Annotated in this window: 18 protein-coding genes; 12 read left to right on the forward strand and 6 right to left on the reverse strand. The window is 63.7% G+C overall.

All coding sequences use genetic code 11. The features are described 5' to 3' along the window. The first annotated feature begins 165 nt into the window (after positions 1–165). Together QZ408_RS07335 and QZ408_RS07340 are read left to right on the forward strand one after the other, a co-directional pair. On the forward strand, positions 166–747 hold the full coding sequence (locus QZ408_RS07335) for a hypothetical protein (RefSeq protein ID WP_292490597.1): 582 nt from the start codon (positions 166–168) through the stop codon (positions 745–747). Then, the gene (locus QZ408_RS07340; RefSeq protein WP_292490598.1) at positions 747–1,499 is read left to right on the forward strand and encodes a transposase; all 753 of its coding nucleotides are present in this window, start codon (positions 747–749) and stop codon (positions 1,497–1,499) included. Before QZ408_RS07335 ends, QZ408_RS07340 begins: the two co-directional genes overlap by 1 nt. A 259-nt stretch (positions 1,500–1,758) precedes the next feature. Here the strand turns inward: QZ408_RS07340 and QZ408_RS07345 are convergent, their stop codons facing one another. Further along, positions 1,759–1,911, reverse strand: coding sequence for a hypothetical protein (locus QZ408_RS07345; protein ID WP_292490599.1), 153 nt, complete (start codon positions 1,909–1,911; stop codon positions 1,759–1,761). An 81-nt stretch (positions 1,912–1,992) separates the two neighbouring features. On the opposite strand from QZ408_RS07345, the gene QZ408_RS07350 reads away from it, so the two are divergent. Next, on the forward strand, positions 1,993–3,393 hold the full coding sequence (locus QZ408_RS07350; protein ID WP_365995745.1) for an MFS transporter: 1,401 nt from the start codon (positions 1,993–1,995) through the stop codon (positions 3,391–3,393). Positions 3,394–3,403: 10 nt separating this feature from the next. Here the strand turns inward: QZ408_RS07350 and QZ408_RS07355 are convergent, their stop codons facing one another. Together QZ408_RS07355 and QZ408_RS07360 are read right to left on the reverse strand one after the other, a co-directional pair. Next, positions 3,404–5,704 carry an Orn/Lys/Arg decarboxylase N-terminal domain-containing protein gene (locus QZ408_RS07355; protein WP_292490600.1) on the reverse strand — a complete coding sequence of 767 codons (2,301 nt, stop codon included), beginning with the start codon at positions 5,702–5,704 and terminating at the stop codon, positions 3,404–3,406. Between the two features lie 695 nt (positions 5,705–6,399). Further along, positions 6,400–7,248, reverse strand: a complete 849-nt coding sequence (locus tag QZ408_RS07360; protein WP_292490601.1) for a GNAT family N-acetyltransferase — start codon at positions 7,246–7,248, stop codon at positions 6,400–6,402. 216 nt (positions 7,249–7,464) lie between these two features. Between QZ408_RS07360 and QZ408_RS07365 the strand changes: the two genes are divergently transcribed. The 7 genes from QZ408_RS07365 to glgP all read left to right on the forward strand — a co-directional run bounded on the left by QZ408_RS07365 (position 7,465) and on the right by glgP (position 18,954). After that, positions 7,465–8,913, forward strand: a complete 1,449-nt coding sequence (locus tag QZ408_RS07365) for an alpha-amylase (RefSeq protein WP_365995747.1) — start codon at positions 7,465–7,467, stop codon at positions 8,911–8,913. Continuing rightward, positions 8,895–10,046, forward strand: coding sequence for a glycosyltransferase family 4 protein (locus tag QZ408_RS07370; protein WP_292490604.1), 1,152 nt, complete (start codon positions 8,895–8,897; stop codon positions 10,044–10,046). The genes QZ408_RS07365 and QZ408_RS07370 overlap by 19 nt, the downstream gene beginning before the upstream one ends. 16 nt (positions 10,047–10,062) lie before the next feature. After that, positions 10,063–11,994, forward strand: coding sequence for a 1,4-alpha-glucan branching protein GlgB (gene glgB, locus QZ408_RS07375; RefSeq protein ID WP_292490605.1), 1,932 nt, complete (start codon positions 10,063–10,065; stop codon positions 11,992–11,994). A gap of 2 nt (positions 11,995–11,996) precedes the next feature. After that, positions 11,997–13,775, forward strand: coding sequence for a DUF3536 domain-containing protein (locus QZ408_RS07380; RefSeq protein ID WP_292490606.1), 1,779 nt, complete (start codon positions 11,997–11,999; stop codon positions 13,773–13,775). A gap of 147 nt (positions 13,776–13,922) precedes the next feature. Beyond that, positions 13,923–14,372 carry a hypothetical protein gene (locus QZ408_RS07385; protein ID WP_292490607.1) on the forward strand — a complete coding sequence of 150 codons (450 nt, stop codon included), beginning with the start codon at positions 13,923–13,925 and terminating at the stop codon, positions 14,370–14,372. Positions 14,373–14,385: 13 nt separating this feature from the next. Further along, positions 14,386–15,882 (forward strand): 4-alpha-glucanotransferase, encoded by a 1,497-nt coding sequence (malQ, locus tag QZ408_RS07390; protein WP_292490608.1) that lies wholly within the window; start codon positions 14,386–14,388, stop codon positions 15,880–15,882. Between the two features lie 831 nt (positions 15,883–16,713). After that, entirely contained in the window at positions 16,714–18,954 is a 2,241-nt protein-coding gene (gene glgP, locus QZ408_RS07395) for an alpha-glucan family phosphorylase (RefSeq protein ID WP_292490609.1), read from the forward strand. A 52-nt stretch (positions 18,955–19,006) separates the two neighbouring features. Here the strand turns inward: glgP and QZ408_RS07400 are convergent, their stop codons facing one another. Further along, a complete protein-coding gene (locus tag QZ408_RS07400; protein ID WP_292490611.1) occupies positions 19,007–19,348 on the reverse strand; it encodes a hypothetical protein in 342 nt (113 codons plus the stop codon). 142 nt (positions 19,349–19,490) lie between these two features. Next, positions 19,491–20,750 carry a transposase gene (locus QZ408_RS07405; RefSeq protein WP_292490612.1) on the reverse strand — a complete coding sequence of 420 codons (1,260 nt, stop codon included), beginning with the start codon at positions 20,748–20,750 and terminating at the stop codon, positions 19,491–19,493. Between the two features lie 603 nt (positions 20,751–21,353). On the opposite strand from QZ408_RS07405, the gene QZ408_RS14870 reads away from it, so the two are divergent. Next, on the forward strand, positions 21,354–21,686 hold the full coding sequence (locus tag QZ408_RS14870; protein ID WP_365995784.1) for a hypothetical protein: 333 nt from the start codon (positions 21,354–21,356) through the stop codon (positions 21,684–21,686). Between the two features lie 202 nt (positions 21,687–21,888). Further along, the gene (locus QZ408_RS07410) at positions 21,889–22,470 is read left to right on the forward strand and encodes a DUF2121 domain-containing protein (protein ID WP_292490613.1); all 582 of its coding nucleotides are present in this window, start codon (positions 21,889–21,891) and stop codon (positions 22,468–22,470) included. Between the two features lie 65 nt (positions 22,471–22,535). Here QZ408_RS07410 and eif1A read toward each other — a convergent pair whose 3' ends face one another. After that, positions 22,536–22,934 (reverse strand): translation initiation factor eIF-1A, encoded by a 399-nt coding sequence (gene eif1A, locus QZ408_RS07415; RefSeq protein WP_365995752.1) that lies wholly within the window; start codon positions 22,932–22,934, stop codon positions 22,536–22,538. Positions 22,935–23,126 lie beyond the last annotated feature (192 nt).

Below are 23,126 nucleotides of genomic sequence, written 5' to 3' on the forward strand. Positions count from 1 at the left end.
CTTGAGCACCGCGAAGAACACGAAGAGGGGACAGTTTGATCCCCTACCCGATCCACTGGCGTCAGGTTAAGGTCAGGCCTCCTCCCCTTCAGACTCCTCTCTCGATAAGTGCTATTTTTCGCGCCCCCTTTCGATAGCTTTATCTCTCTTTAAAACGCGGCCTCTATGTCGATTCCAAGCGACAATGAAGGAACGATCTTCCGATCTGAACTGGGGCGGCTTCTCCCCTACGATCGCCTTCTCGAACTCGCCCGGAGCACCGGGTTCTGTCAGCGGATCCGGAAGCTCCATCCGGTCATCTTTCTGCAGGTGCTCGTCTTCGCGCCCTGCCTGCACCGGCATGCAACGGTGGCGGAGATCTGGCGAACCTATCTGGATCTCACCGGGTCGGATATCGCCTATTCGAGTTTTGTTGACCGATTAAACGATGCATCAGCCAGTTTCTGCCAGGCGGTGCTCGAGGACTGCATCCGATCCCCGGTCGATGGTATGACCCTCGAACTCCGGGAGCGCTATGCTCACTTTGTGACGGTCTTCATCCAGGATTCGACGATCGTCCGGCTGAATAAGAACCTCGCCGACCGGTTTCCGGCGGCGCGGTCAAGAACAGTCGCCGCCGGGGTCAAGATCGCGTATCTCCTGAATGTCCTCGCCAACGGACCACGGACGATCTCGATTGTGCCGAGAGGAGAGCCGAGATCAAGACGCTTCGCATCGGACCCTGGATCGCGGGCTCTCTCCTCCTGATGGATCTTGGCTTCTACACGTATCACCTTTTCGCCAGGATTCACGAGAATCGGGGATTCTTTGTCTCCCGGGTGAAGAAGGCAAGTACCCTGACAGTCGAGGCGGTTCATTCGCCGATGACCCCGATCCAGCGCGACGCCGTCATCGGACGGGATCTTCTTTCCGTGATCCCGGAGCTGGATGCGCCGTCCTTCGACGCAACGGTCTCAGTCCTGCTCAAACGACGGGCATACCGAGGGAAACGACGGCAGGAACGGTATTCGTTCCGGTGTGTCGGCAGGATCCACCCGGAGACCCGGGCGTGGCACTTCTACCTGACGAACCTCGGTCGGGATGAGTTCACGGGGGATGAGATCGCTGAACTCTACCGATTCCGATGGGAGATCGAGTCCCTGTTCGACGAAGCAAAGAACGAAGGTACTCTTGGCGATATCGGGGTCAAACGCGAGGGCGCCACGATGGCCCTCCTCTCCGTCATGCTGATCCGCCAGTTAGTCCTGAAACGGGTGTATCTGGTGATGAGAGCGCTCCTGAACGAGGCAACCCGCCAGAGACTCTCCCCAGATCTCTATGGGAGAGTGTTTATCGAACAGATAGGCATGCTGCTGGAGACCGTGGTGGAGGGGTGGAAGACGCCCGAAGAACAGGTATTGGGCAGGAAGGGATGGGATCTCTGGTTCGAACGACTCTGCCGTCACAGCCTCCAGTATCACCCGAAGAGGATAGTCCGGGACGCCATCCTGAAGCGTTGAACTGAACGAAAGGGGGGAGCCCGGCCAGGGCGCGGGCCGCCGGAGAGAGCGGGAGCTCTCGGAAAAATCCCGGCAAAATACCGGGGAAGGGGTTTGTCCACCGAGAATGTAACGAGAGTTGCCTGCAGCCGAACAACGTCGGCGCGGATCGAGGCCGGAGGCTGGTGGGTGAGCTCGGCTACAACGTGTTACTTCAACGAACAGCAGTCATAACTGCAGCGGAGGGAAGTCGGTTTTCGAAATTAACCTGACGCCGATGCTACCCGATCAACTTCACCAGCCCGTGCCGGGGCTCGAACACCTCCCCGCCCCGTTTCAGCTGCTCGAGGATGTGCTCGACCTTATCGCGGGAGAAATCCTGTCGCGTCAGGATCTCGATGACATCATCGACCTTCGCCTGGCCATCGACCATCCTCGCCCCCGCAGAAGGACTGCAACGCGATACACGCCGTATCACAACCCTTTACTCTCCGGCCGCCCCTAACTCCAGTAAGTGCCGCAGCAAAGAGCCCGCATGCCCGCCCCCGACGCCGCCGAGCGCCGGACCGTCCTCATCATCGCCACCCTCGCCGCGTTCCTCACCCCGTTCATGGGATCGGCGGTAAACATCGCGCTCCCATCCATCGCCGCCGAGTTTGCTCTCGACGCCGTCTCGCTGAGCTTCGTGGCCTCGTCCTACCTCCTCGGAACCGCGATGTTTCTCGTCCCGTTCGGCCGGTGTGCCGACATATACGGGCGCAAACGGATCTTCACCCTCGGCGTGGCCGTCTTCACCGCCTCGGCCCTGCTCTCCGCACTCGCGACATCGGGACTGCAACTTATCCTCTTCCGGTTCATCGAAGGCCTGGGGAGCGCCATGATCTACGGCACCGGCGTCGCCATGATAACCTCGGTCTTCCCGCTCCATGAGCGGGGGCGGGCCCTCGGGATCAACGTCACCGCCGTCTACATCGGCCTCTCCATCGGGCCGTTCCTCGGCGGTTACCTCACCGGGTTCCTCACCTGGCGGAGCATCTTCCTCACGAACATCCCCCTCGGCATCTACATCGTCTACCAGATTCGCCGCCATCTCACGAAAGAGTGGGCCGACGCACGCGGGGAGCGGTTCGACATCGTCGGCTCGGTCTTCTACAGCGCGATGCTTCTTTCTGTGATGTATGGGTTCTCGCACCTCCCCGAGATCGGCGGCGTTGCAGCAATCGTCGCCGGGGTTCTGCTCTCCGTGGTCTTCTACGCCTGGGAGACCCGGACGCCGGACCCGGTCCTCGACATCCCGCTCCTTGCATCGAACCGGGCGTTCGCCTTCTCGAACCTCGCCGCCCTGATCAACTACGGCGCGACGTTCGCCGTCGGGTTCCTCCTCTCCCTCTACCTCCAGGTGGTCAGGGGGTTCGACCCCGGCACCGCGGGGCTCGTCCTGATCACGCAGCCGGTCATCCAGGCGCTCTTTGCCGCCCCCGCCGGGCGGCTCTCCGACCGTATCGAACCACAGTACGTCGCCTCGGCGGGGATGGCGCTCACCGCCGTCGGCCTCGCCCTCCTCACGTTCCTGACACCTGTAACCCCGATAGGGTACATCGTCGCGAGCCTCGTCCTCCTCGGGTTCGGGTTCGCTCTCTTCTCCTCCCCGAACACCAACGCCGTCATGACCTCGGTCGACCGGTCCCTCTACGGCGTCGCGTCCGGGATGCTCGCCACCATGCGGACGACCGGGATGATGTTCTCGCTCGGGTTCGTCACCGTCATCTTCGCCGTCTTCATCGGCACCACCCAGATCGGGGCCGAAGTTCTGGCCCCTTTCATGATGAGCCTCCATGTGGCGTTCACCGTCTTCACCATCTTCTGCACCCTGGGCATCTTCGCCTCGCTCGCCTGCGGCAGGGTGCGCGGGTGACCGCCGCCCCTCACTCCGCGACGCAGTAGATATAGTAGACCCGCCGGCCCTCCCTCGTGACGACGTCCACCCCGTGCACCTCGTTCTCGAACCCGGGGAAGCGGGTATCAAACTCCTGCAGGGAGACGAGGTGATCGACGATCGCCCGGGTGGCCGGGCCGCACCGCTCCCCCGGCATGATCACCGGGATGCCCGGCGGATAGGGCACGACCATCACGGCGACCGTCCTCCCCCCGATCTCGCTTACCGGCATCGCCGTCACCTCGCCCCGTACCAGGCGGCGATAGGCTTCCGCCGGCGTCATCACCGGTTCCGGCAGCGTCGCGTAGACCTGCCGGACGAGATCGGTGATCGACTCATCCCTCAGGTACCCGTGCATCTCCTGGCAGAGATCGGCAAGCCCCCGTCCGGCATACCGGGCGGGGTATTTGCGCACCAGGTCCGGGAAGACCTCCTCAAGCGCGCTGTTGCGGTCGTAGAGAGCCTTGAACCGGAAGAGTTCCGCGAGCAGTGTCCCCGACTTGCCCTTGGTGATCCCGAGCGTGAAGAGGACCAGGAACGAGTAATACCCGGTCTTCTCGACGACGATCCCGCTCTCCCGGAGATACTTCGTGACGATGCCTGCCGGTATCCCCCGGTCCTCCATGCCCCCGCCCGGCCTGATCCCCGGGGTGAGGATGGTCACCTTGATAGGGTCGAGCATGGCGTAACCCTCCTCGATCCCCTCAAAGCCGTGCCACGCATCGTAAGGATTTAAGAGCCAGCACCCGGCGTGGTTCCGGAGGAGCTGGTCGTCCGCCTCCCCAAGCGCCTGTTCCGTCTCCTGGTCCATGATACAGTCGGGCTGCCAGACGGTGAACCACCAGTAGTTCTCCTCGGGGAGAGGACTCTTGCGGATCTCTTCTGCCACCGTCACCATCTTCTTCCGAAAGACGATCGCCTCCTCGATCGCCTCCTCGATGAGGAACCTCCCCGAGTGCCCGGCCATCATCTTGGTGGCGACGTCAAGGGACGCTATGATGGTGTACTGAGGGGAGGTGGAGGTGAGCATCATGAACGCCTCGTTGAACCGTGGGTGGTCGACGGGCCCTTTGCCCTGCCTGACGTGAAGCATCGAGCCCTGCGAGAAGGCCGCGAGGACTTTATGAGTCGACTGGGTGGCAAAGACCGTCGGGCCGACAACGTCTGCTGTGTGCATCCCGAACCTTCCGGCGTAGAGAGGATGGAACCTCGCGTAGCCGGACCACGCCTCATCGAACAGGAGATACGGGACCACGTCCCGCAACTGTTCCTCGATCCGTTCTGCGCTGTAGCAGATCCCGTCGTACGTGGAGTTCGTGATCACGGCGAGCCTGACCGCCTGCGATGCCGGATCCTCTACGAGCGGGCAGTTCCGGATTTTCTCCCGGATGACCCCGGGGTGAAACTCACGGCTGTGGATGGGCCCGATGATCCCGTACTCGTTCCGGGCCGGGATGAGGTAGACCGGGACGGCGCCGGTCATGATGATCGCGTGCATGACGGATTTGTGGCAGTTCCGGTCGACGAGGACGACGTCGCCGGGGGTGACGGTCGCAAGGCAGACGATCTTGTTTGCCGCCGACGTGCCGCCGGTGACGAAGTAGGTCCGGTCGGCCCCGAAGACCTCCGCGGCCTTCCGTTCCGCCTCCCCGACGACGCCGGAGTGCTCCAGGAGCGAACCGAGCTCCGGGACCGAGGCCGAGAGGTCGGCCCGGAGAGCGTTCTCGCCGAAGAAACTGTAGAAGATCCGGCCGGCGGCGCTCTTGAGGAACGCGACGCCCCCCATGTGCCCGGGCGTATGCCAGGAGTACCTGTACTCCTCGACGTAGTCCATCAACCCCTGGAAGAACGGCGGGAGGACGTCGGCGAGGTAGTTCTTCGCCGCCCGCTTGATGTGGCCGGCGATGAACCCGGGGGTGTCCTCGAGTTTCCAGATGTAACCGTCGATCCGGGATATGACGCCGAGCGGTATGGCGGATATCGCCAGTTTCTCGGTGTTTAAGAAGATCGGGATCTTCGGGTTGCGCTCCCTGATGAGATCGATGACGTCTGCGGCGGTGATCATGCCGTCCACGGCCTCGGGAGTGAGTTCCCAGTCGATGATGATACAGCTTGCGTGCGGGTGCGAGAGGAATGCGTGAACCCCGTCACGGGCGGTCAGGGCTTCGATGACGGGAAAATCCTCGGCTTTCAGTTCTTTCACGATCTCCCGCGACGCCCGGCCCTCCGCAGTGTCCGAGTGCAGTTCGTCGTCGATGATGAGAACGGGAAACTCCTCCAGGTAATCCATGTGGTCGTACTCCTGGATGATACTCTTTGAGGGACTCTTTAGAATGTTTTGGTCCGGGGTGACGGGGGCGCTCCGGGACGCCTGGTACGCCGGTTCTCAATAACCGGTACCCCAACAAAGGAGAGTACCGACCGGTTTTCGTGCTCCCTGGAAGGCCGCATCGAGGGGGCACGCCCGGGCCCCGCCTCCACCCCCGATAGCGATAGCCGTCACGGTCCACTGCATGGGGAGATCCCGGGGAAGAACCGGGTCCAGGCTTGCTCTCCCCTGCCTCCTCCGGGAAATGGCCGTCAACGCCGCTCCCGGGCACGGCTTCCCGCTGAATATCACCATGACTGCCCCCGCTCCCGGGCACGGCTGCCCACTGGATATCGCCACGCACTGCCCCCGCCCCGGTGGGGCGGGGGAGGAGGTCGAAGGCCGGGAGAGGTGGGGGCTTCAGGGAGGAACGTACGGGTACCCCCTGCGGGAGGTCGGCGAGGAACGTATGGGTACCCACCTGCGGGGTGGGGGTTGCCGGAGAAGAACGTATGAGTAGCCCACCCGCGGGGAGGCACGGGCCGGGGATGGATGGCAAGAAGCGATACCCTACGGTTCACTGCATGGGGAGGACCCGGGAAAATCCGGGTCCGGCACCTACCGGAACCCACCCCATCGAATAATTCGGAATCGATGCGGTAGTGCAGGAGAGCCTCTCACCCGAGCTCGAACGACGTCACGCCGAAGACCTCATCGAGCGGCAGGTCGGGGACCGCCTTCGTATAGATCCGTGCTGTCTCAAAGACGGGGACCATCCCCTGCCGTTGGGCGAGCGCCACGGCGGCGGCGTTCGGTTCCGGTACGTCGAGGTAGACCGGTCCACTCGAAGCCTGCGCGGAGAGAGCGAGGAAGATCTCCCCCGCAATCTCCGGTGTATCCGCAAAGAGCGGCCCGATCTTGTAGCCGTGGCGGCACCTCCGGACGACGCCGTACCCCGCGACATCGCCGTCTTCTCCGAGGACCGCCCGGCCGCACGCCCCCTCCTGCCGGAGCCAGGCCGCAAGAAAACGGGGGCGCGACGCCGGGAAATGCCGGGCATCGTATGCGGCGAGCGGTTCAAACGGCACTCCGGCGATATCGACCGGCCCTTCGGGCTCGTTGCCGCCGCCAGCACCCTCGAACCTGATGTTTCTATAAGCGAGCGTGAACCCTGATCGCGTGCGGTACTTCTCCTGCATCGCGAGAACACCGTCGCCCCCGATGTTCCGGTCCCCGGCGTGGGCCATGCCGGCGGCAAACAGCCTGCTCCCGTAGCCCCTGTTCCGGTATTCCGGTTTCAGGATATACAGGCCGGCAAAGGCAAACGTCTCACTGTAGTTGACGACCGAGACCGACCCTATCGGCTCGCCGTCGAGTTCGGCGATGAAGAACCCCTCCGGATCGGCGGCATAAAAGGCCTCCGCGTCGTGGTTCCCTGGATTCCATCCCTCCTGCGCCGCCCAGTCGACGGCGACCTCGACCTCCCGTCGCCGCATCGTCCTCACGGCAAATCCATCCCTGCTCACGCGGACCCTCGTTAAGCGGTAAGCGTTCCTCCCATTTGAGGATATCCAGAAGATTATACGGCAGTGAAATCTTCACTCAGGGCTCCGGGGGGCCTCGATCCTACCGGGAGGCAAAAACTGCCCGCCGCCGGGGCATCAGGACACTCCAGGAGGCCGAAGATCAAAAGATGTTCCTGGTTGACGACCTTTATATACGGAAACAACAACCTACCTCCTATGAGAGGCGAGGGCGCAAATCCGCCGGTGGTCTGTCTGGGGTTCGACATTCACTATCCCTGTTACCTCAATCCCGGATTTCGGCCAGATATGGTAAAGGGAAAAAGAAACCCGAAGGACAGTTACTTTAATCCGGAGATGAAGGAAGGCCTGGGGCGGGTCATCGACCGATCCTTCCGGCCGGCGACGGAGATCCTCATCGATCTCCTCGACGGCGGGTTCAAGTGTGCCTTCAGCATCTCCGGGGTGATGGTAGAGCACCTCGAACGATGGTACCCGGAGACGCTCGAACTCATATCCCGTGCGGCAACCCACCAGAACGCCGAAGTCCTCGCAGAAACCTACTACCACAGCGTCGCCGGGCAGTTCACCGACCTCGAGGAGTTCGTGGACGAACTCCTCATGCATCGCGACCTGATGAAGGAGCACTTCTCGGCCGTCCCGACCACGTTTGCCCATACCGACTACCCCATCACCCCCGCTACCGCAGAGGCGCTCGCCGGTGCCGGGATCGAGGCGGCTATCATCGAGGGGGGCGGACCCCCCGCCCCCGAGAGAGACCCAAACCACACCTACACCTACCGGGGCCTCCCGGTCCTCGTCACCCACTGCGACCTCGCCGACGACATCGCCGTGCGGTTTCCCTGGAGGGAGTGGGACAGGTGGCCGCTGATGGCCGACCGGTATGCGAAATGGCTCGCCGTATCCCCCGGCGACTGCATCACGCTCTTCCTCGACTACCGTATCTTCGGGGACGTCGTCGGTCCCGAGACGGGTATCCTCGAATTCCTGCATGCGCTCCCGGCAGCCCTTGCCGGGGAGGGGATAACGACCGTACATCCGTCAGAAGCTGCGCGGATCATCCCGCCGCGGGGGGATATCGGGGAGACCGGGGAGCCGGGGGGTCCGCAGAGGACCATCCTGCAACAGTCCGCACTCGAAGCTCTCGAGGAAGCGGGGGGTCTGGTTGCGGATCGGGCGATCTGGCGCTGCCTCCTTGAAACCGACCATATCCGGAGAATGGCCATGCGATCGGCCTCGTGCGGAAAACCCCACCACGCCGTCAGCCACCAGGCAACCTACGACTACTTCACCTCGTTTATGCAGATCCTCTCCCACGCCGAAGAACGGTCTGCAGCCAGCACACGGTCGCCGAAAGCCGCTCTCTCGCTCCGGTGCGTCCCCCCCGACAAGGCGTTCTCCTTCTCGTCATACGACAGGCCGGCCGGGTACGCCGCCCACAGCCTGCAGGAACTCACAAACATGCTCGAGTTTACTCCGGACGACGTCATCCGGTACCACGTGGAGCGGGAGGACTTTTACCACTGGATCGACCAGGTCATCGGCGATACGAAACTGGCGGAGAAGATCCGGGGCGTCGACGACCGCAGCAAGCTCCGTTCAACAATTCAGAATAGGATCGACAGACTATGGAAACGTTTAAGATAGCATTCTTCTGCTGGGAGTCGCTCCACTCCTCGTTCAAGGTGGGCGGGCTTGCACCGGCGGCAACCCACCTCGCCGAGCACCTCGCCCGGAGGGGGCACGAGGTCCACTTCTTCACCCGGGGAGAGCCCGGGGATGCGGATATCAACGGCGTCCACTACCATTACTGCCGCCCTTACGGCGACAACATCGTCGAGTACTGCAGGACCATGAGCAACATGCTCGTGGACGCTTTCCGCGCCTGCGACACTCCGGCGTTCGATATCCTCCACTTCCACGACTGGCACCTCGTCGAGGCGATGCACATCCTCCGTGACCGAAACACCATCCTCTCTTATCACTCCACCGAGTACGGGCGGCACGGCGGGAACTTCGGCGGGTGGTGGGAGTTTAAGGAGATATCGGGAAAAGAGTGGTACGGCGGCTACATCGCAAAAGCGGTCACGACCGTCTCGAACTCGACGAAGACCGAGGTGATGTGGCTCTACAACGTTCCTGAGTGGAAAGTCACCGTCATCCCAAACGGGATCGATCCCGATGCCTACTACGCCCGGGTCGACCCGGGCGAGGTGAAGAAGCGCTACGGCATCCACCCGCTCGCGCCCGTCGTCCTCTTCGTCGGGCGCCTCACCTACCAGAAGGGGCCCGATCTTCTCCTCCAGGCCGTACCCCGGATCCTCGCCACACGCTGGGATGTGCAGTTCCTCTTCGCTGGCACCGGGGATATGCGCGGCTACCTCGAAGGGATGGCCCACGGCCTTCCCGTGCAGTTCCTCGGCTACATCTCCGACAGAGAGCACGTCCAACTCCTGAACGCCTGCGATCTCGTCGCCATACCGAGCAGGAACGAACCGTTTGGGCTTGTCCTTACAGAGGCCTGGAGCGCGGAGCGCTGCGTCGTCGCGACCGATGTCGGGGGGCTCTCCGAGAATATCGACAACTACATGAACGGGATCAAGGTCCCCGTCCGGCCGGACTCGATCGCCTGGGGGATCTGCCACCTCATCGACGACCCGGCCTACATGCAGAGCCTCGGGAAGGCCGGCCGCCGGAAAGTGATGGAGAAGTTCCGGTGGGCCGTCGTCACGGAGAGAACGCTTGGCGTCTACAGGAAGGTTCTTTCCGGCGGCCCCTGATCCTGGAGGGGAAACCATGCAGCAGGCGCCACCAGACATCACGAGGACCCGGAGTCTCATCACCGACTACGACGTCTACCTCTTCCGGCAGGGGAGCCACTCCCGCCTGTACGACCGGCTGGGATCGCATCCTGCCGTCGCCGACGGCAGACGGGGAACCTTCTTTGCGGTCTGGGCGCCGAACGCGGCGGAAGTCTCGGTCATCGGGGACTTCAACGGGTGGGAGGCGGGCAGGAATCCGCTTTCGGCGCGGAGCGACGATTCCGGCATCTGGGAAGGATTTTTGCCGGATATCGGCCAGGGAGCGCTCTACAAGTACCACATCAGGAGCAGGTACAACGACTACTCCGTGGAGAAAGGCGACCCGTTCGCCCGCTTCTGGGAGATCCCGCCAAAGACCGCATCCATCGTCTGGGACCTCGCCTACACGTGGCGCGACCGGGCGTGGATGCGGGGCCGCGAGGAGGAGAACTCCCCGGACGCCCCGATATCCGTCTACGAGATGCACGCGGGCTCGTGGCGGAAGGTGCCGGAGGAGGGGAACCGGTCCCTCAGTTACCGGGAGGCGGCAGACGAACTCGCTGAATACCTGGTTGACGCCGGGTTCACCCACGTCGAGTTCCTCCCCATCATGGAGCACCCGTTCTACGCCTCCTGGGGCTACCAGACGCTCGGCTACTTTGCCCCCACGAGCAGGTACGGCACCCCGCAGGACTTCATGCACCTCATCGATTGCCTCCACCAGCGCGGGGTGGGGGTGATCCTCGACTGGGTGCCGTCTCACTTCCCCGCCGACGGCTACGGTCTCTCCTACTTCGACGGCACCTACCTCTACGAGCACGCCCTCCCCGGCCAGCGCTACCACCCCGAGTGGAAGAGTTACGTCTTCAATCTCGCGAGAAACGAGGTCCGGTCGTTCCTCCTGAGCAGCGCCATCTTCTGGCTCGAACGCTACCACGCCGATGGTCTCCGGGTCGATGCGGTCTCCTCGATGCTCTACCTCGACTACGCGCGGAGCGCGGGGGAATGGACACCCAACGTCTACGGCGGGAGGGAGAATCTCGAGGCGATAGGGTTCCTCCGGAAGGTGAACGAGACGGTCCATGCGAACTTCCCGGACGTGCTCGTCATCGCCGAGGAGGCGACCTCCTGGCCGGGGGTGACCGCCCCGACCGCGACCGGGGGGCTCGGGTTCGACCTGAAGTGGAACATGGGCTGGATGCACGATACTCTGGACTACTTCGTGCTCGACCCGGTCTTCCGGAAGTACCGGCCTGACCTCTTCACGTTCAGCATATGGTATGCGTTCAATGAGCGCTACGTCCTCCCCCTCTCGCATGACGAGGTCGTCCACGAGAAGAGTTCGCTCATCGGAAAGATGCCCGGTGACGAGTGGCGGAAACGGGCAAACCTCCGCCTCCTCTACGGGTACATGTTCACCCATCCGGGGAAGAAACTCCTCTTCATGGGGGGTGAGTTCGGGCAGTGGTCGGAGTGGAGCCATGATGCCGGGCTTGAATGGCACCTCCTGCAGTATCCCTCCCACCAGGGGATCCTCCGGTGGACCGGGGATTTAAACCGCCTCTACCGCCGCGCACCCGCCCTCCACGAGCGGGACGCCGACCCGGAGGGGTTTGAGTGGGTCGACTTCTCGGACGTGGAGAAGAGTATCGTCAGTTACCTGCGGCGGGGACGGTCGGCGGACGACGTCGTCCTGGTCGTCTGCAACTGCACCCCGGTCCCGCGCTACAACTACCGGGTCGGCGTTCCGTTCGGCGGGTTCTGGGAGGAGGTGCTCAACAGCGATGCGGTCGATTACGGGGGGAGCGGTGTCGGGAACCTCGGAGGGGTGGAGGCGGAGCAGGTCCCGGTGCACGGCCGGCCGTGGTCGCTCCCGCTCACCCTGCCCCCGCTCGGGGTTGTCATCTTCGCTCCCGAGGGGGCGTGACGATGGACCGCGCCATCTGCATCCACGGCCACTTCTACCAGCCCTCACGGGAGAACCCCTGGCTCGGTGATATCGAGGTCCAGCGGTCCGCCGCCCCGTACCATGACTGGAACGAACGGGTGGCCGCGGAGTGTTACGGCCCAAACACCGCCGCACGTATCCTTGATGCGGACGGCCTGATCGGCGAGATCGTCAACACCTACTCGAAAGTCAGTTTCACGGCCGCACCGACGCTTCTCTCCTGGCTCGCGCAGCATCGTCCGGCGGTCTACCGGGCGATCATCGATGCCGACCGGGAGAGCCGGGAGCGCTACGCGGGCCACGGGTCCGCGATCGCCTCCTGCTACAGCCACCTCATCCTGCCGCTTGCGACCCCGGAGGAGAAACGGACCCAGGTCGCCTGGGGGGTCCGCGACTTTGCGTCACGGTTCGGCCGGGAGCCAGAAGGGATGTGGCTCCCGGAGACGGCGGTCGATCTCGAGTCCCTGGACCTGATGGCCGGGGCCGGGATCCGGTTCACGATCCTTGCCCCTCACCAGGCAGGGAAGGTGCGGGCGATCGGGGCGGAGGGCTGGACAGACGCCTCCGGCGGCCGGGTCGAGACGCGGATGCCCTACCTCTGCCGTCTCCCCTCGGGCCGGAGCATCGCCATCTTCTTCTACGATGGGGCGATCGCCCGCGACGTCGCGTTCGGGGACCTGCTCTCCGACGGGCGGCGCTTTTCCGGGCGGCTGCTCGGCGCGTTCTCCCCGGGCAGGGGACGCCCCGAACTCGTGCATATCGCGACCGACGGGGAAACCTACGGTCACCACCGCGAGTTCGGGGAGATGGCGCTCGCTTACTGTCTCCGGACCATCGAGGCGCGCCGCGACGTCCGCCTCACGGTCTACGGCGAGTACCTCGCCGCTCACCCGCCCACGCACGAGGTCGCCGTCCGGGAGGGAACGTCCTGGAGCTGCACCCACGGCGTCGGGCGCTGGCGAGAGGAGTGCGGGTGCCACAGCGGGGCGCACCCCGGCTGGTCGCAGGCGTGGCGCAGGCTGCTCCGGGAGGCGGTCGCCATGGTCCGCGACGCCCTTGCTCCCCGGTCCGCGGAGGAGCTCGCGGCCCTCGTCAGAGACCCCCGGGAGGCCCGGGACGACGCCGTCGGGCTCGTCCTCAACCGGTGGTCGGACGGGGCCGTGGAGGAGTTCTTCTCGCGGCACGCACTCCACGACCTTTCGCTAAAAGAGCGGCGGCGGGTGCTTGCGCTCCTCGAGATGGAGCGGCAGGCGATGCTGATGCAGACGAGTTGCGGCTGGTTCTTCGACGATATCGCGGAGCCGGGAAGCGTCCAGGTGATGCGGCATGCAGGCCGTGCGATGGACCTTGCCCGGCGGGTCCTCGGGATCGACCTTGAGGCGGCGTTCATCGAGATCCTCACCCGCGCCCCGTCAAACGACCCGGGATGCGCGACCGGCGCTGCGGTCTACGAGGCCCAGGTCCGGCCGGCAGCGGCGGACCTTGCCCGGGTAGGTGCGGGGGCCGCGCTCTACGAGATCTTCGGCCTCGTTCCCCTCGCGGCCGCGTCGGGGATGTACGCCATCCGCGGGGACTGGCCGTACCGGTCGGACACCGGCGGTCGGCAGAGCCTCCTCGGGACCGTCCGGGTGCAGTCCCGGGTGACGGGGGAGGAGGCGTTCTTTGACGCGGTCGCATCCTTTGCGGGCATAGACCGGGTCGTCATCGGCGTACGCGAGCCCGGCGGCGATGAGGCGCTCCGGGCAGCGTGGGGGAGGTGACGGGGACCGGGGGCAGGGGCATTTGCCCGGGTCTACACCGCCTCCGACCTCTCCGACGAGGAGCGGTGGACGATCGCCCGCCAGGTTCTCCCCGGCATCGGGTCGGCCGTCTGCGCGGTCTACCGTGACGCGGCACCGCTGCTTGGCGTGCTCGATGACCTCGGGATCCCTGAGCCCCGGGCCGCGATCCGGCTCCGGGAGCACGCCGGCACCGGACGGCTGCTCGCAATGCTCGAAGCCGGGTGCCCCGACCCGGATGGCTTCGCGGCGTTCGCCGGAAAGATGCGGAGAGAGAACCTCAGACCCGACCTTGCGGCACTCGGGGAGGCGGCGAGCAGGCGGATCGCGGCCGCTGCCAGGAAAGCAGCGGCCCGGCCGGGGAATCCGGCGCCGCTTGAGGAGATCGTCCGCATTGTCCGGTGTGCAAAGGTATTTGGACTGGCGCTCACTCTATGGGAGAGCCAGAACGCCTGCATCGGGATGCGCGGGCAGTATGCCGCGATGCAGCAGCGTGCCGGCCGGGGTGATGAGGATGCAGAACGGTGGGCGGAGGCCTTCAGGAGGGCGGCGACATGTCTCGGCGTGAGGGTGACGTGAGGAGGGGTGAAGCATGAACCGGCGGGGGAGCGGGGTTCTCCTGCATATCACGTCCCTGCCGTCGGCGTACGGCATCGGCGACCTTGGGCCCGCGGCACACCGGTTCGTAGACCTCCTTGCACAGGCAGGACAGCGCTACTGGCAGATCCTTCCTCTCAACCCGACGTGCCCGGCGTTTGGCAACTCGCCCTACCAGAGCACATCGGCGTTTGCCGGGAGCACCTGGCTCATCAGCCCCGAGCAGATGGTCGCCGACGGCCTCCTCGCCCCGGAGGAGATCAGCAACCCCCCGGTCTTCGCCGGGAACCGGGTGGACTACCGGGCGGTCCTGGACTACAAGAACGGCCTCTTCGACCGTGCGTTCGAGCGGTTCAAAGAGCGCGGGGCGGATTTCCGTTACAAGGATTTTGCTGCCGAGAACGCCTTGTGGCTCAACGATTACGCCATCTTTGTCGCCCTCAAGGACCGGTTCGGCGGGAAAGTCTGGGGCGACTGGCCGGCCGGGATCCGGGACCGGCGCGAGGAGGCGTTGCGGAAACACGGCACCGAACTTGCGGACCCGATCCTCCGGGAGAAGTTCCTCCAGTACGTCTTCGACCATCAGTGGCGCGTGCTCAAGAACCATTGCCGCGAGCGCCACATCCAGATCATCGGCGACCTCCCGATCTACCTCACCTACGACAGCGTCGACCTCTGGGCGAACCCGGAACTCTTCAAACTGGACGAGCAGAAGAAACCGACGGTCGTCGCGGGTGTCCCCCCGGATATGTTCAGCGCGACCGGGCAACTCTGGGGAAACCCGGTCTACAACTGGGATGTGCACCGGGAGCGGGAGTTCCGGTGGTGGGAGAGCCGGATCGACCGCACTCTCGCTCTCGTCGACCGGGTGCGCCTCGACCACTTCCGGGGGTTTGTGCAGTTCTGGGAGGTGCCGGCCGGGGATGCGACCGCGCAGAACGGGCACTGGGTCGATGCGCCCGGCCGGGACCTCTTCACCCTGCTTACGCGGAGCCGCTCGTGCCTCCCGATCATCGCTGAAGACCTCGGCTACATCACCTCAGACGTCCATGAGCTGATGGCACACTTCGGGTTCCCGGGGATGAAGATCCTGACCTTCGGCTTCTCCGGCGACGTCGCACAGAACCCTCACGCGCCCCACAACGTCACAAGCGGGTGCGTCGCCTACACGGGGACGCACGACAACAACACGGTCAGGGGGTGGTTCGAGCACGAGGTCTCCAGCGACCAGAAGGACCTCATATTCCGCTACATCGGGGGATCGGTCGGCACCGACCAGATACACCGGATCCTCATGCGTCTCGCGATGATCTCCCCCGCCGAGACCGTGATCATCCCGATGCAGGACATCCTCGGCCTCGGCGATGAGGCGCGGATGAACCGGCCCGGCACGACGGAAGGGAACTGGGAGTGGCGGCTCCTGCCGGAGCAGGCGACCGAACAGGCCATGCAGGAGTTTTCTGAGGTTACCGGGATCTACGGGAGGAGATAAAGAGGCAGATCGACTCCGGATAGTTGGACACTGTTCGATCCTCGCCCTCGCCCCGATGGCGTGGGCGCCGGACCCGGATTTTCCCGGGTTCGTCGGCACGACACCGGGCCGTGGTGGCTATCGTGCCGCGGCGCTCCTCGCGGGGCTACCCGGACAGTGGACCGGAGGGTGTCGCCATGGGGGGAGGGGGCTACTCGTGCATCTCTCCGGCCCCCAAGCCCGCGCTGCGCGCTCCTCCCCCGCCCGGGGGCGAGGGCAGTGCGTGGTGATACCTGGGGATGAGCCGTGCCGGGGTGGCTCCGGGGAGGGGTTCCCGGAGGGGCAGGGGAGTGCAGAGGTAGCCCGGACCCGGCGCTTCCCTGGCCCTGTCCCCGGGCAGTGGACCGCGGTGGCTATCGCTCCCGGTGGGGGCGGGGACGGTGCCCGAGCGTGCCTCTTCCGTTGGCTTCCCGGAGGGGCGGGAAGAAATCCATGAACAGGAGAATATGCAACCGGTGGGAGCCGAGCGGCCGGTCGGAGTCAGGCGTCCGGGGCGCAACTACCCACATCACACCGGGGCCCGTCCCGGCGCCGCCGAGCAGGCGCGCCCCGGGCGGGTGTCCCGGCGAAACCGTTTGGGCGACCCCGGCACCCCAGGGGGCATGCCCGATCCCGCTTCAGCTGTCCCCCGGCCCACGATATGCCGTACTCCGGATCTGTTTCCCGTGTGTCTCGCACCGATAAAACCAATGTATTTCGTGGTTTTTCTCATTTTGTCGAATGAAAACAAAAATCCGTAGGCATATATAATAATAAATGCGGACAGTATACTATTCAAGAGGGGCAGATTTCATGGAGGACTCCCTACGTAATCAGTATGCTCACGTCCCGGAGCGGATCTCCGGACTCGTTGACCTCGCGTACAACCTCTGGTGGAGCTGGAACCCGGAGGTCCGGGCGCTCTTCAAACAGGTGAACCCGCAGGCGTGGAAGGAGAGCATCCACAACCCCGTCCGGATGCTCCGCGAGATACCGATCGAGTTCCTGAAACGGGCAGCGGAGAACCCTGCCTACCTCCGCCGCTACGATATCGTCATGCGTCGGTTCAGGAAGTACCTGAACGCCACCGGGACCTGGTTCTCCGAACAGTACCCCGGCCACCGTTCGCTCTCCGTCGCCTACTTCTCGGCGGAGTATGGGCTCCACCACTCGCTCCCCATCTACGCGGGCGGACTCGGGTTCCTTGCCGGCGACCACTTAAAAGAGGCGAGCGACCTCGGTCTTCCGATGGTCGCCATCGGGTTCATGTACTCGCAGGGCTACCTGCACCAGCAGATCAACCCCGACGGGTGGCAGGAGGACATCACCGAGCCGCTCGACCACGATATGGCGCCCCTCACCCGGGTGCTGGACTCGGCCGGCGAAGACCTGGTGGTCCAGGTCCCGCACATCGACCCGCCCATCTACGTCGCCGTCTGGAAGGTCGAGGTCGGCAGGATACCGCTCTACCTCCTGGATACGGATATCCCCTGCAACGAACCCGGGAACCGGGGGATATCGTCCCGGCTCTACACGGGAGACCTGGAGCAGCGCCTCCGGCAGGAGATCGTCCTCGGCATCGGCGGAAGAAAAGTGCTCCATGCGCTCGGCATCGAGTATGCGGCGGTGCACCTCAACGAGGGGCATCCGGCGTTTGCGCTGCTTGAACGGGTCCGGGAACGGGTCGAGCGGGGGATGGAATTCGACGAGGCGCTCGAACAGGTCCGGGCGACGTCTGTCTTCACCTCGCATACGCCCGTCCCCGCGGGGCACGATGTCTTCCCCATCGACCTCATCGATCGCTACTTCAAGGCTTACTACCCGGCGCTCGGCATCGACCGGAAAGAGTTCCTGCAGCTCGGCGTCCACCCGCAGCTCCCGAACTCGGGTTTCAACATGACCGCGTTTGCCCTGCGCGCGTCGGAGCATCACAACGGCGTCTCACGGACGCACGGGAGCGTCACCCGGCAGATGTGGAGATGCCTGTGGCCCGGGACACCCGAAGCGACCGTTCCCATCGACCACGTCACAAACGGCGTCCACGTCCCGACCTGGCTGAACCACCGGATGCGGGATCTCTACGACCGGCATATCGGGTCGACCTGCCCGAACTGGCTCACGGAGCATGACGAGCCGGCGGTATGGGAGCTCATCGACGAGATACCGGATGCCGAACTCTGGTATCTCCACACCTGGCTGAAGGCGAAACTCTTCAACCGTATCCGGGAGCAGGAGAGGGCCAGGTGGGCGGTTCGCCGCGGAGGAGGGACGCCGCATCCGGCGGTCGGGGGAGCGTTCCTCAACCCCTCCGCCCTGACGATCGGGTTCGCCCGGCGGTTCTCGACCTACAAGCGGGCTTACCTCATCTTCGAGGACCTGGAACGGTTGAAACGTATCCTGAACAACCGGTGGTATCCTGTCCAGATCATCTTCGCCGGCAAGGCCCATCCGGCGGACAACGAAGGAAAACGGGTGCTCCAGCAGATCTATCGCTACACACAGCAACCTGAGTTCGGGGGACGGATCGCTTTCGTCGAGGACTACAACGAGAAGGTGGCCCAGTACCTGGTGCACGGCGTCGACGTCTGGCTGAACAACCCGCTGCCCCCGATGGAGGCGAGCGGCACAAGCGGCATGAAGGCGTCGCTCAACGGGGTGCTGAACCTCTCCATCCTGGACGGGTGGTGGATCGAGGGTTACAACGGCAGAAACGGCTGGGCGTTCGGGAGCGAGGCGCCCGCCTACCCGGGGAGGGATGCCGCCGACGCCGCGGCGATCTACGACCTCCTGGAGAAAGAGGTCGTCCCGCTCTACTACAACCGCTCCATCGACGACGTCCCTCACGGCTGGGTGAAGATGATGAAGGAGTCGATCAAGAGCAACGGTCCCCGGTTCTCGGCCCGCAGGATGGTGAAGGAGTATGTCACGCGGTATTACCCCTCCCTCCTGAAGGCCGCCGATGCGGGGTATGTCCGGATTCCGGGAGAGGCGGAGCCCCGGGCACCGGCCTGGGAACCACGGGCGCAGGGGAAGGCCCGGGAAGAGAGCGACTGAGGCTCCCTCCCTCCCCGTTTGCCGGGAACCCGGACCCCGCGAATCATCCGGCCTACGGGGAGGGCTCCCTGCCGGCGGGAGACCGGCCGCCTTTGCGGCAGACTCGCTGCCGTGTCTCCCGGGATGCCGCCTCGAGTCCCCGCTCCTCGTGCGGGGACCTTCCCCCGGCCCGTGCCACACGCTCCCGGGTCTCACCACTCGCAGCCTGGAGCCCCCTCGTCCTGTGCGGTGCCCTGCCCCCGGTTCCCGCGACCCGCCGCCGGATCCTGGGGGACGCTGCCTGGAGCCCCCGTTCTGCATGCGGCGTCGTCCCGCCGATCCTCGCGACACGCTTTCTGGTTGCTTCGTCTGCAGACGCAAGGCCGCGTCCCGCCTTCTTCTTTCCTCCGGCCATACCGCCTGATCCTCCGGGTCGCTCACCTCACGTCTGGTGTATCCATCTCCTCTACGTGGTCGGCCGGGTTCTCCGCGGGGATGGCCGGTGCCGCCGGGATACTGCCGGATCCCCACCGAGCCCGGTACGGGCAAATTGTGAACTACCCCCCGCTTGCGCAGGGGGCTTCCTGCGAGTGCCCGGGGGTCTCGGGGATCCTCGGACCTGTTTGTCGCAGATTACCGGCGAACTGTCGGTAGCCCGTCCACAGGGCATTCTGTGATAGGAACCGTACCATGATGTTGACCGCACTGTTGTGGTCGCGATCAATACAGTTCCCGCATGCACAGTCCATAACGCGTTTCCCGAGCGGCATCTCGTGAACCGCTCCGCAGACACAGCAGGTCTTCGTCGTGTACCGTTCATCGACTGGTATTACTCTCTTACCTGCAAGGGCTGCCTTGTAGGTCAACAATCCGATGAACCGTGAGAGGTGTCCCGCGTTCTGGGTGGCGCGGTTGAGCCCGGGCGTGGCCTGCTTTGACTTCGGCATCTGCTTGACGGAGAGGTCGCCGACCAGGATCGTGGCGGCCCGGGTGTTCTCGATGAGCTTCCTGCTCAGTTTGTGCTGGAAGTCGTTGAGCTGGTTGCTCCGCTTCCGCTCCATCGTCCGCTTGACACGGTTGAGCCGCTGCCACTGCCGGCTCTTCCTTTTGCAGTGGTCCCTCCGGGCCTGCACGGCATCGATCTTCGGGTTCCAGTACCTGTCGGGCCGGGCATTCCTGACTTCAAGGAACTTGCCGGAGGTGTTGACCGCGACGTGCTTCGTGACCCCGAGGTCCCAGGCCTGGTAGATCCCGTTGTCAACGTACTTCTGGTCCGGCTGAACCTCGTGGACGAGGGAGACGTAGTACGCTTTCTTCAGATCGTCGTAGAAGAGATCCACCTGCTTGACGTTGAGGAACGTCCGATCTTCGGGCAGATCGAACGCCAGCGGGATATCGTTGTAGAAGTGCGAGAACCGGATCCGGCCATCGCGGATCTTAAACCCGCTCTGGTTGTAGCGAAGCGTGCAGAAATGATCTCTCCCCTTGAACCCCGGGGGATTGGCGTCTTCGTCGCCGTTCTGTCGGAGCGCAAAGAACGACTTGAAGTTGTCGTCCAGCGATTTGAGGGTGGTCTGCAGAACTTTGGAGTAGACCCACCGGTACTCGGGGAACCTTTTCTTCAGGTCGGGAAGAGCATTGGCCTGCTGCACATACCCGATGTACTGCTTGTCGGCCCGATCCTTGTTCTCCTGATAGTTCTGGTTCCGCTCGGCAAGAGCGAAGTTGTAGAGTAACCGGCACTTCTCGGAGAGATGCCAGAGCACGTCGGCCTGATCGGGTGTCACCTGAATCTTGATCTTCGTGGTGATGTGCATCAGAACCTCTCCTGTCGGTTATCCCATGAGTAATCTCTTGTTCTTTGTTATAAAGAAGAGCCGTGCGGTGTGAAAGTGTGCGACATGAAGCTGCACTATGGATTGCATAATGCTATCCCATTCGTTCGGGATATCCCTACCGCAACATGCATCCCTGGTAACGGGGTTGTGTGAAGCTTGCGGGACAACGTGGAGAACACCGGAAGTCTGAGCCGGTCAATCTGCCAGGGAAACGATGTCATGGAGAAGCAAACGCTGAACCAATCGTATGGGTCGTAATCCGCGACAAGCGAAACCAGACTGATACGCTTGAACCAAAATGGTAAGGAACCGGGCTGCACTGGTACCTTTCACGATGCAGCGAACGAACAAACGGTTCCCGGCCTACAGATGGTGGAGACGGAACAGGATGTCCCAAGAAGCGAACGCTTGCCTGTAATGGGCAGGATAGAGGTGTATACCTCAGCCTGAAAGGGCGCCCACGTGGGACAGATATTCCAAAGCATTGAAAGGAGGTAAACCCGTGAAAGCACGTCATTCACCGACGCCAATGAGCGAGAAGCATACTGGTGACACAAGGATCTTGCCAACCAATGGAAAACCATTGACTGGGAGAAAACAGAATCCATCGTCAACAGGCTACAGACCCGGATTGCAAAGGCAACGCAAGAAGGAAAACCTTTGGTACGGTGCCGCCCCAAACGGGGTAGCGGAATGCGCGAGCCGTATGCCCTGAAAGGGGCACGTACGGTTCCTGGAAGGGGAGAGGGTGGTAACACCCTCTCCCTATTCGACGAAACAAAACGAAGGGGCTCCGCTCCCATCCCCCAGCTTGCGCAGGGGGTCTTCCCGCTCTGCCCCTTCAACCCCGCAGAGATAAAAATATTACCGTCGCATAGACCGCCACGCCTCTCGCTGCCCGCATCCCTGCAGTGACGCAGGAGCGGCACACGCGGTGTGGCCGGCGCCGACGAACCCGGTCCCGGCTGCTGCCTGAAGGCCGGCCTTCACAACTCCTCCCGGCAGCGAACGGAGCCGGCGGAACGGGTACCTGGAGGGGCACCAACCGATAGATTGATACAGGATGCGGGGTGTGCACAACTTCCAGCTCCGTGCCGGGGATAGGAGGTTTCACCGTATGACTCTCGTGATGGCATACATCGGAAAACAGGGCGCCGTGATGGCGGGCGATATGCGGGAGATCGCATTCCGGGGGGATGAATCCCGCATAGAAGAGCTGGAGTGCGAGCTCTACAACGGTTCGATCGCATCCGATAACGACTTGCTGGAACGGGCCGGCGAGATCGGGGTGGCAATCCAGGTCAGGGACGACAAAACCAAAGTCACGCAGCAGGACGGGGTGCTCATCGGGGAGGTGACCGAGACCGGGGGATTGACAACCTGTAGAAAGAGGCTGTACGCCACTGCGGGGAGTTACGCCATCGCCGAGATCATCGACTCCCGGTTACGGGTGACGCAGAGGGGCCGGGCGGGCAGTTTCGTGGTGCTGGGAAACGAGATCACGAAACAGGTCGCCAACCGGTGCATCCAGGAGGTCTGGGAGGGAGGGACGGTTCCGGAGGCCATGCGGGTCATCCTGCTCACGATGCAGATGGCGGCGAGCGTAACGGCGTCGGTGAGCAGAACGTTCATGCTGGTGCATACCGATCTTGCGGCAAACCTTGCCGATGCGATCAGCCGGGATTCCAGGGGAGAATGAGTCCCGGATGATACCCGGTTCCGCCGTTGGCCGGCGACGGCGTCTCGGCCGTCGCTGAGAAGACGTTATTGGCTGAGGTAGTTATGCTTCTTGAGCCAGTCCACCTGGGGCCTGATGTAACGATAGACGATATCGCACTTCTCATCCTGGAAACTCCAGGGAACAACAATCAGGAGATCGCCTTCGCGTATCCAGAGTCGCTTCTTGATCTTGCCCTTGATCCGCCCCATCCGCGTGACGCCGTCCTCGCAACGGACACGGATGTGGTTTGCCCCGAGCATCAGGTCGGCCCGGCCGAATAATTCCCGGTTTCGTTTCTTCGGTAATCGTACCCGTACTATCTCTTCGCTTCCGCTGTTCTGTGATCCTCGTGTATTTGTCAGTTCATCAACTCCGTGACAGGCGGCGACGCGGCTGCCTGCCGATTTTTCCTGGAGGTGTATACTAATGACCCGGGCCACCATTAATGTATCTATTCCGGGAAAATCTCTTCAATCCGGGCCTGGTGAGGAAGGACAGGCGTATCGAGGGCGCTTACCGCGTCCTATGCCTCCCGCCTGCCCGAGCCGTTCCGCCGGGGCCCGGGGTGAGCCGGTGAGCGTGTTCCCGCCACCCCGGCCTGCGTGGCAGGCGGTGCCGCACGCTCTCATGCGGCC

Source organism: Methanoculleus sp. 10 (genome assembly GCF_913757945.1).
GTDB lineage: Archaea > Halobacteriota > Methanomicrobia > Methanomicrobiales > Methanoculleaceae > Methanoculleus.

Bases quoted from the DNA above. Each gene is read 5' to 3' on its own strand.
- QZ408_RS07380 (WP_292490606.1), top strand. From the start codon at position 11,997: ATGGACCGCGCCATCTGCATCCACGGCCACTTCTACCAGCCCTCACGG.
- QZ408_RS07345 (WP_292490599.1), bottom strand. From the start codon at position 1,911: ATGGTCGATGGCCAGGCGAAGGTCGATGATGTCATCGAGATCCTGACG.
- QZ408_RS07355 (WP_292490600.1), bottom strand. From the start codon at position 5,704: ATGGATTACCTGGAGGAGTTTCCCGTTCTCATCATCGACGACGAACTG.
- glgP (WP_292490609.1), top strand. From the start codon at position 16,714: ATGGAGGACTCCCTACGTAATCAGTATGCTCACGTCCCGGAGCGGATC.
- QZ408_RS07340 (WP_292490598.1), top strand. From the start codon at position 747: ATGGATCTTGGCTTCTACACGTATCACCTTTTCGCCAGGATTCACGAG.
- QZ408_RS07400 (WP_292490611.1), bottom strand. From the start codon at position 19,348: ATGGCCGGAGGAAAGAAGAAGGCGGGACGCGGCCTTGCGTCTGCAGAC.
- QZ408_RS07410 (WP_292490613.1), top strand. From the start codon at position 21,889: ATGACTCTCGTGATGGCATACATCGGAAAACAGGGCGCCGTGATGGCG.
- QZ408_RS07405 (WP_292490612.1), bottom strand. From the start codon at position 20,750: ATGCACATCACCACGAAGATCAAGATTCAGGTGACACCCGATCAGGCC.
- QZ408_RS07365 (WP_365995747.1), top strand. From the start codon at position 7,465: ATGAGAGGCGAGGGCGCAAATCCGCCGGTGGTCTGTCTGGGGTTCGAC.
- malQ (WP_292490608.1), top strand. From the start codon at position 14,386: ATGAACCGGCGGGGGAGCGGGGTTCTCCTGCATATCACGTCCCTGCCG.
- QZ408_RS07370 (WP_292490604.1), top strand. From the start codon at position 8,895: ATGGAAACGTTTAAGATAGCATTCTTCTGCTGGGAGTCGCTCCACTCC.
- eif1A (WP_365995752.1), bottom strand. From the start codon at position 22,934: ATGGTGGCCCGGGTCATTAGTATACACCTCCAGGAAAAATCGGCAGGC.
- QZ408_RS07335 (WP_292490597.1), top strand. From the start codon at position 166: ATGTCGATTCCAAGCGACAATGAAGGAACGATCTTCCGATCTGAACTG.
- glgB (WP_292490605.1), top strand. From the start codon at position 10,063: ATGCAGCAGGCGCCACCAGACATCACGAGGACCCGGAGTCTCATCACC.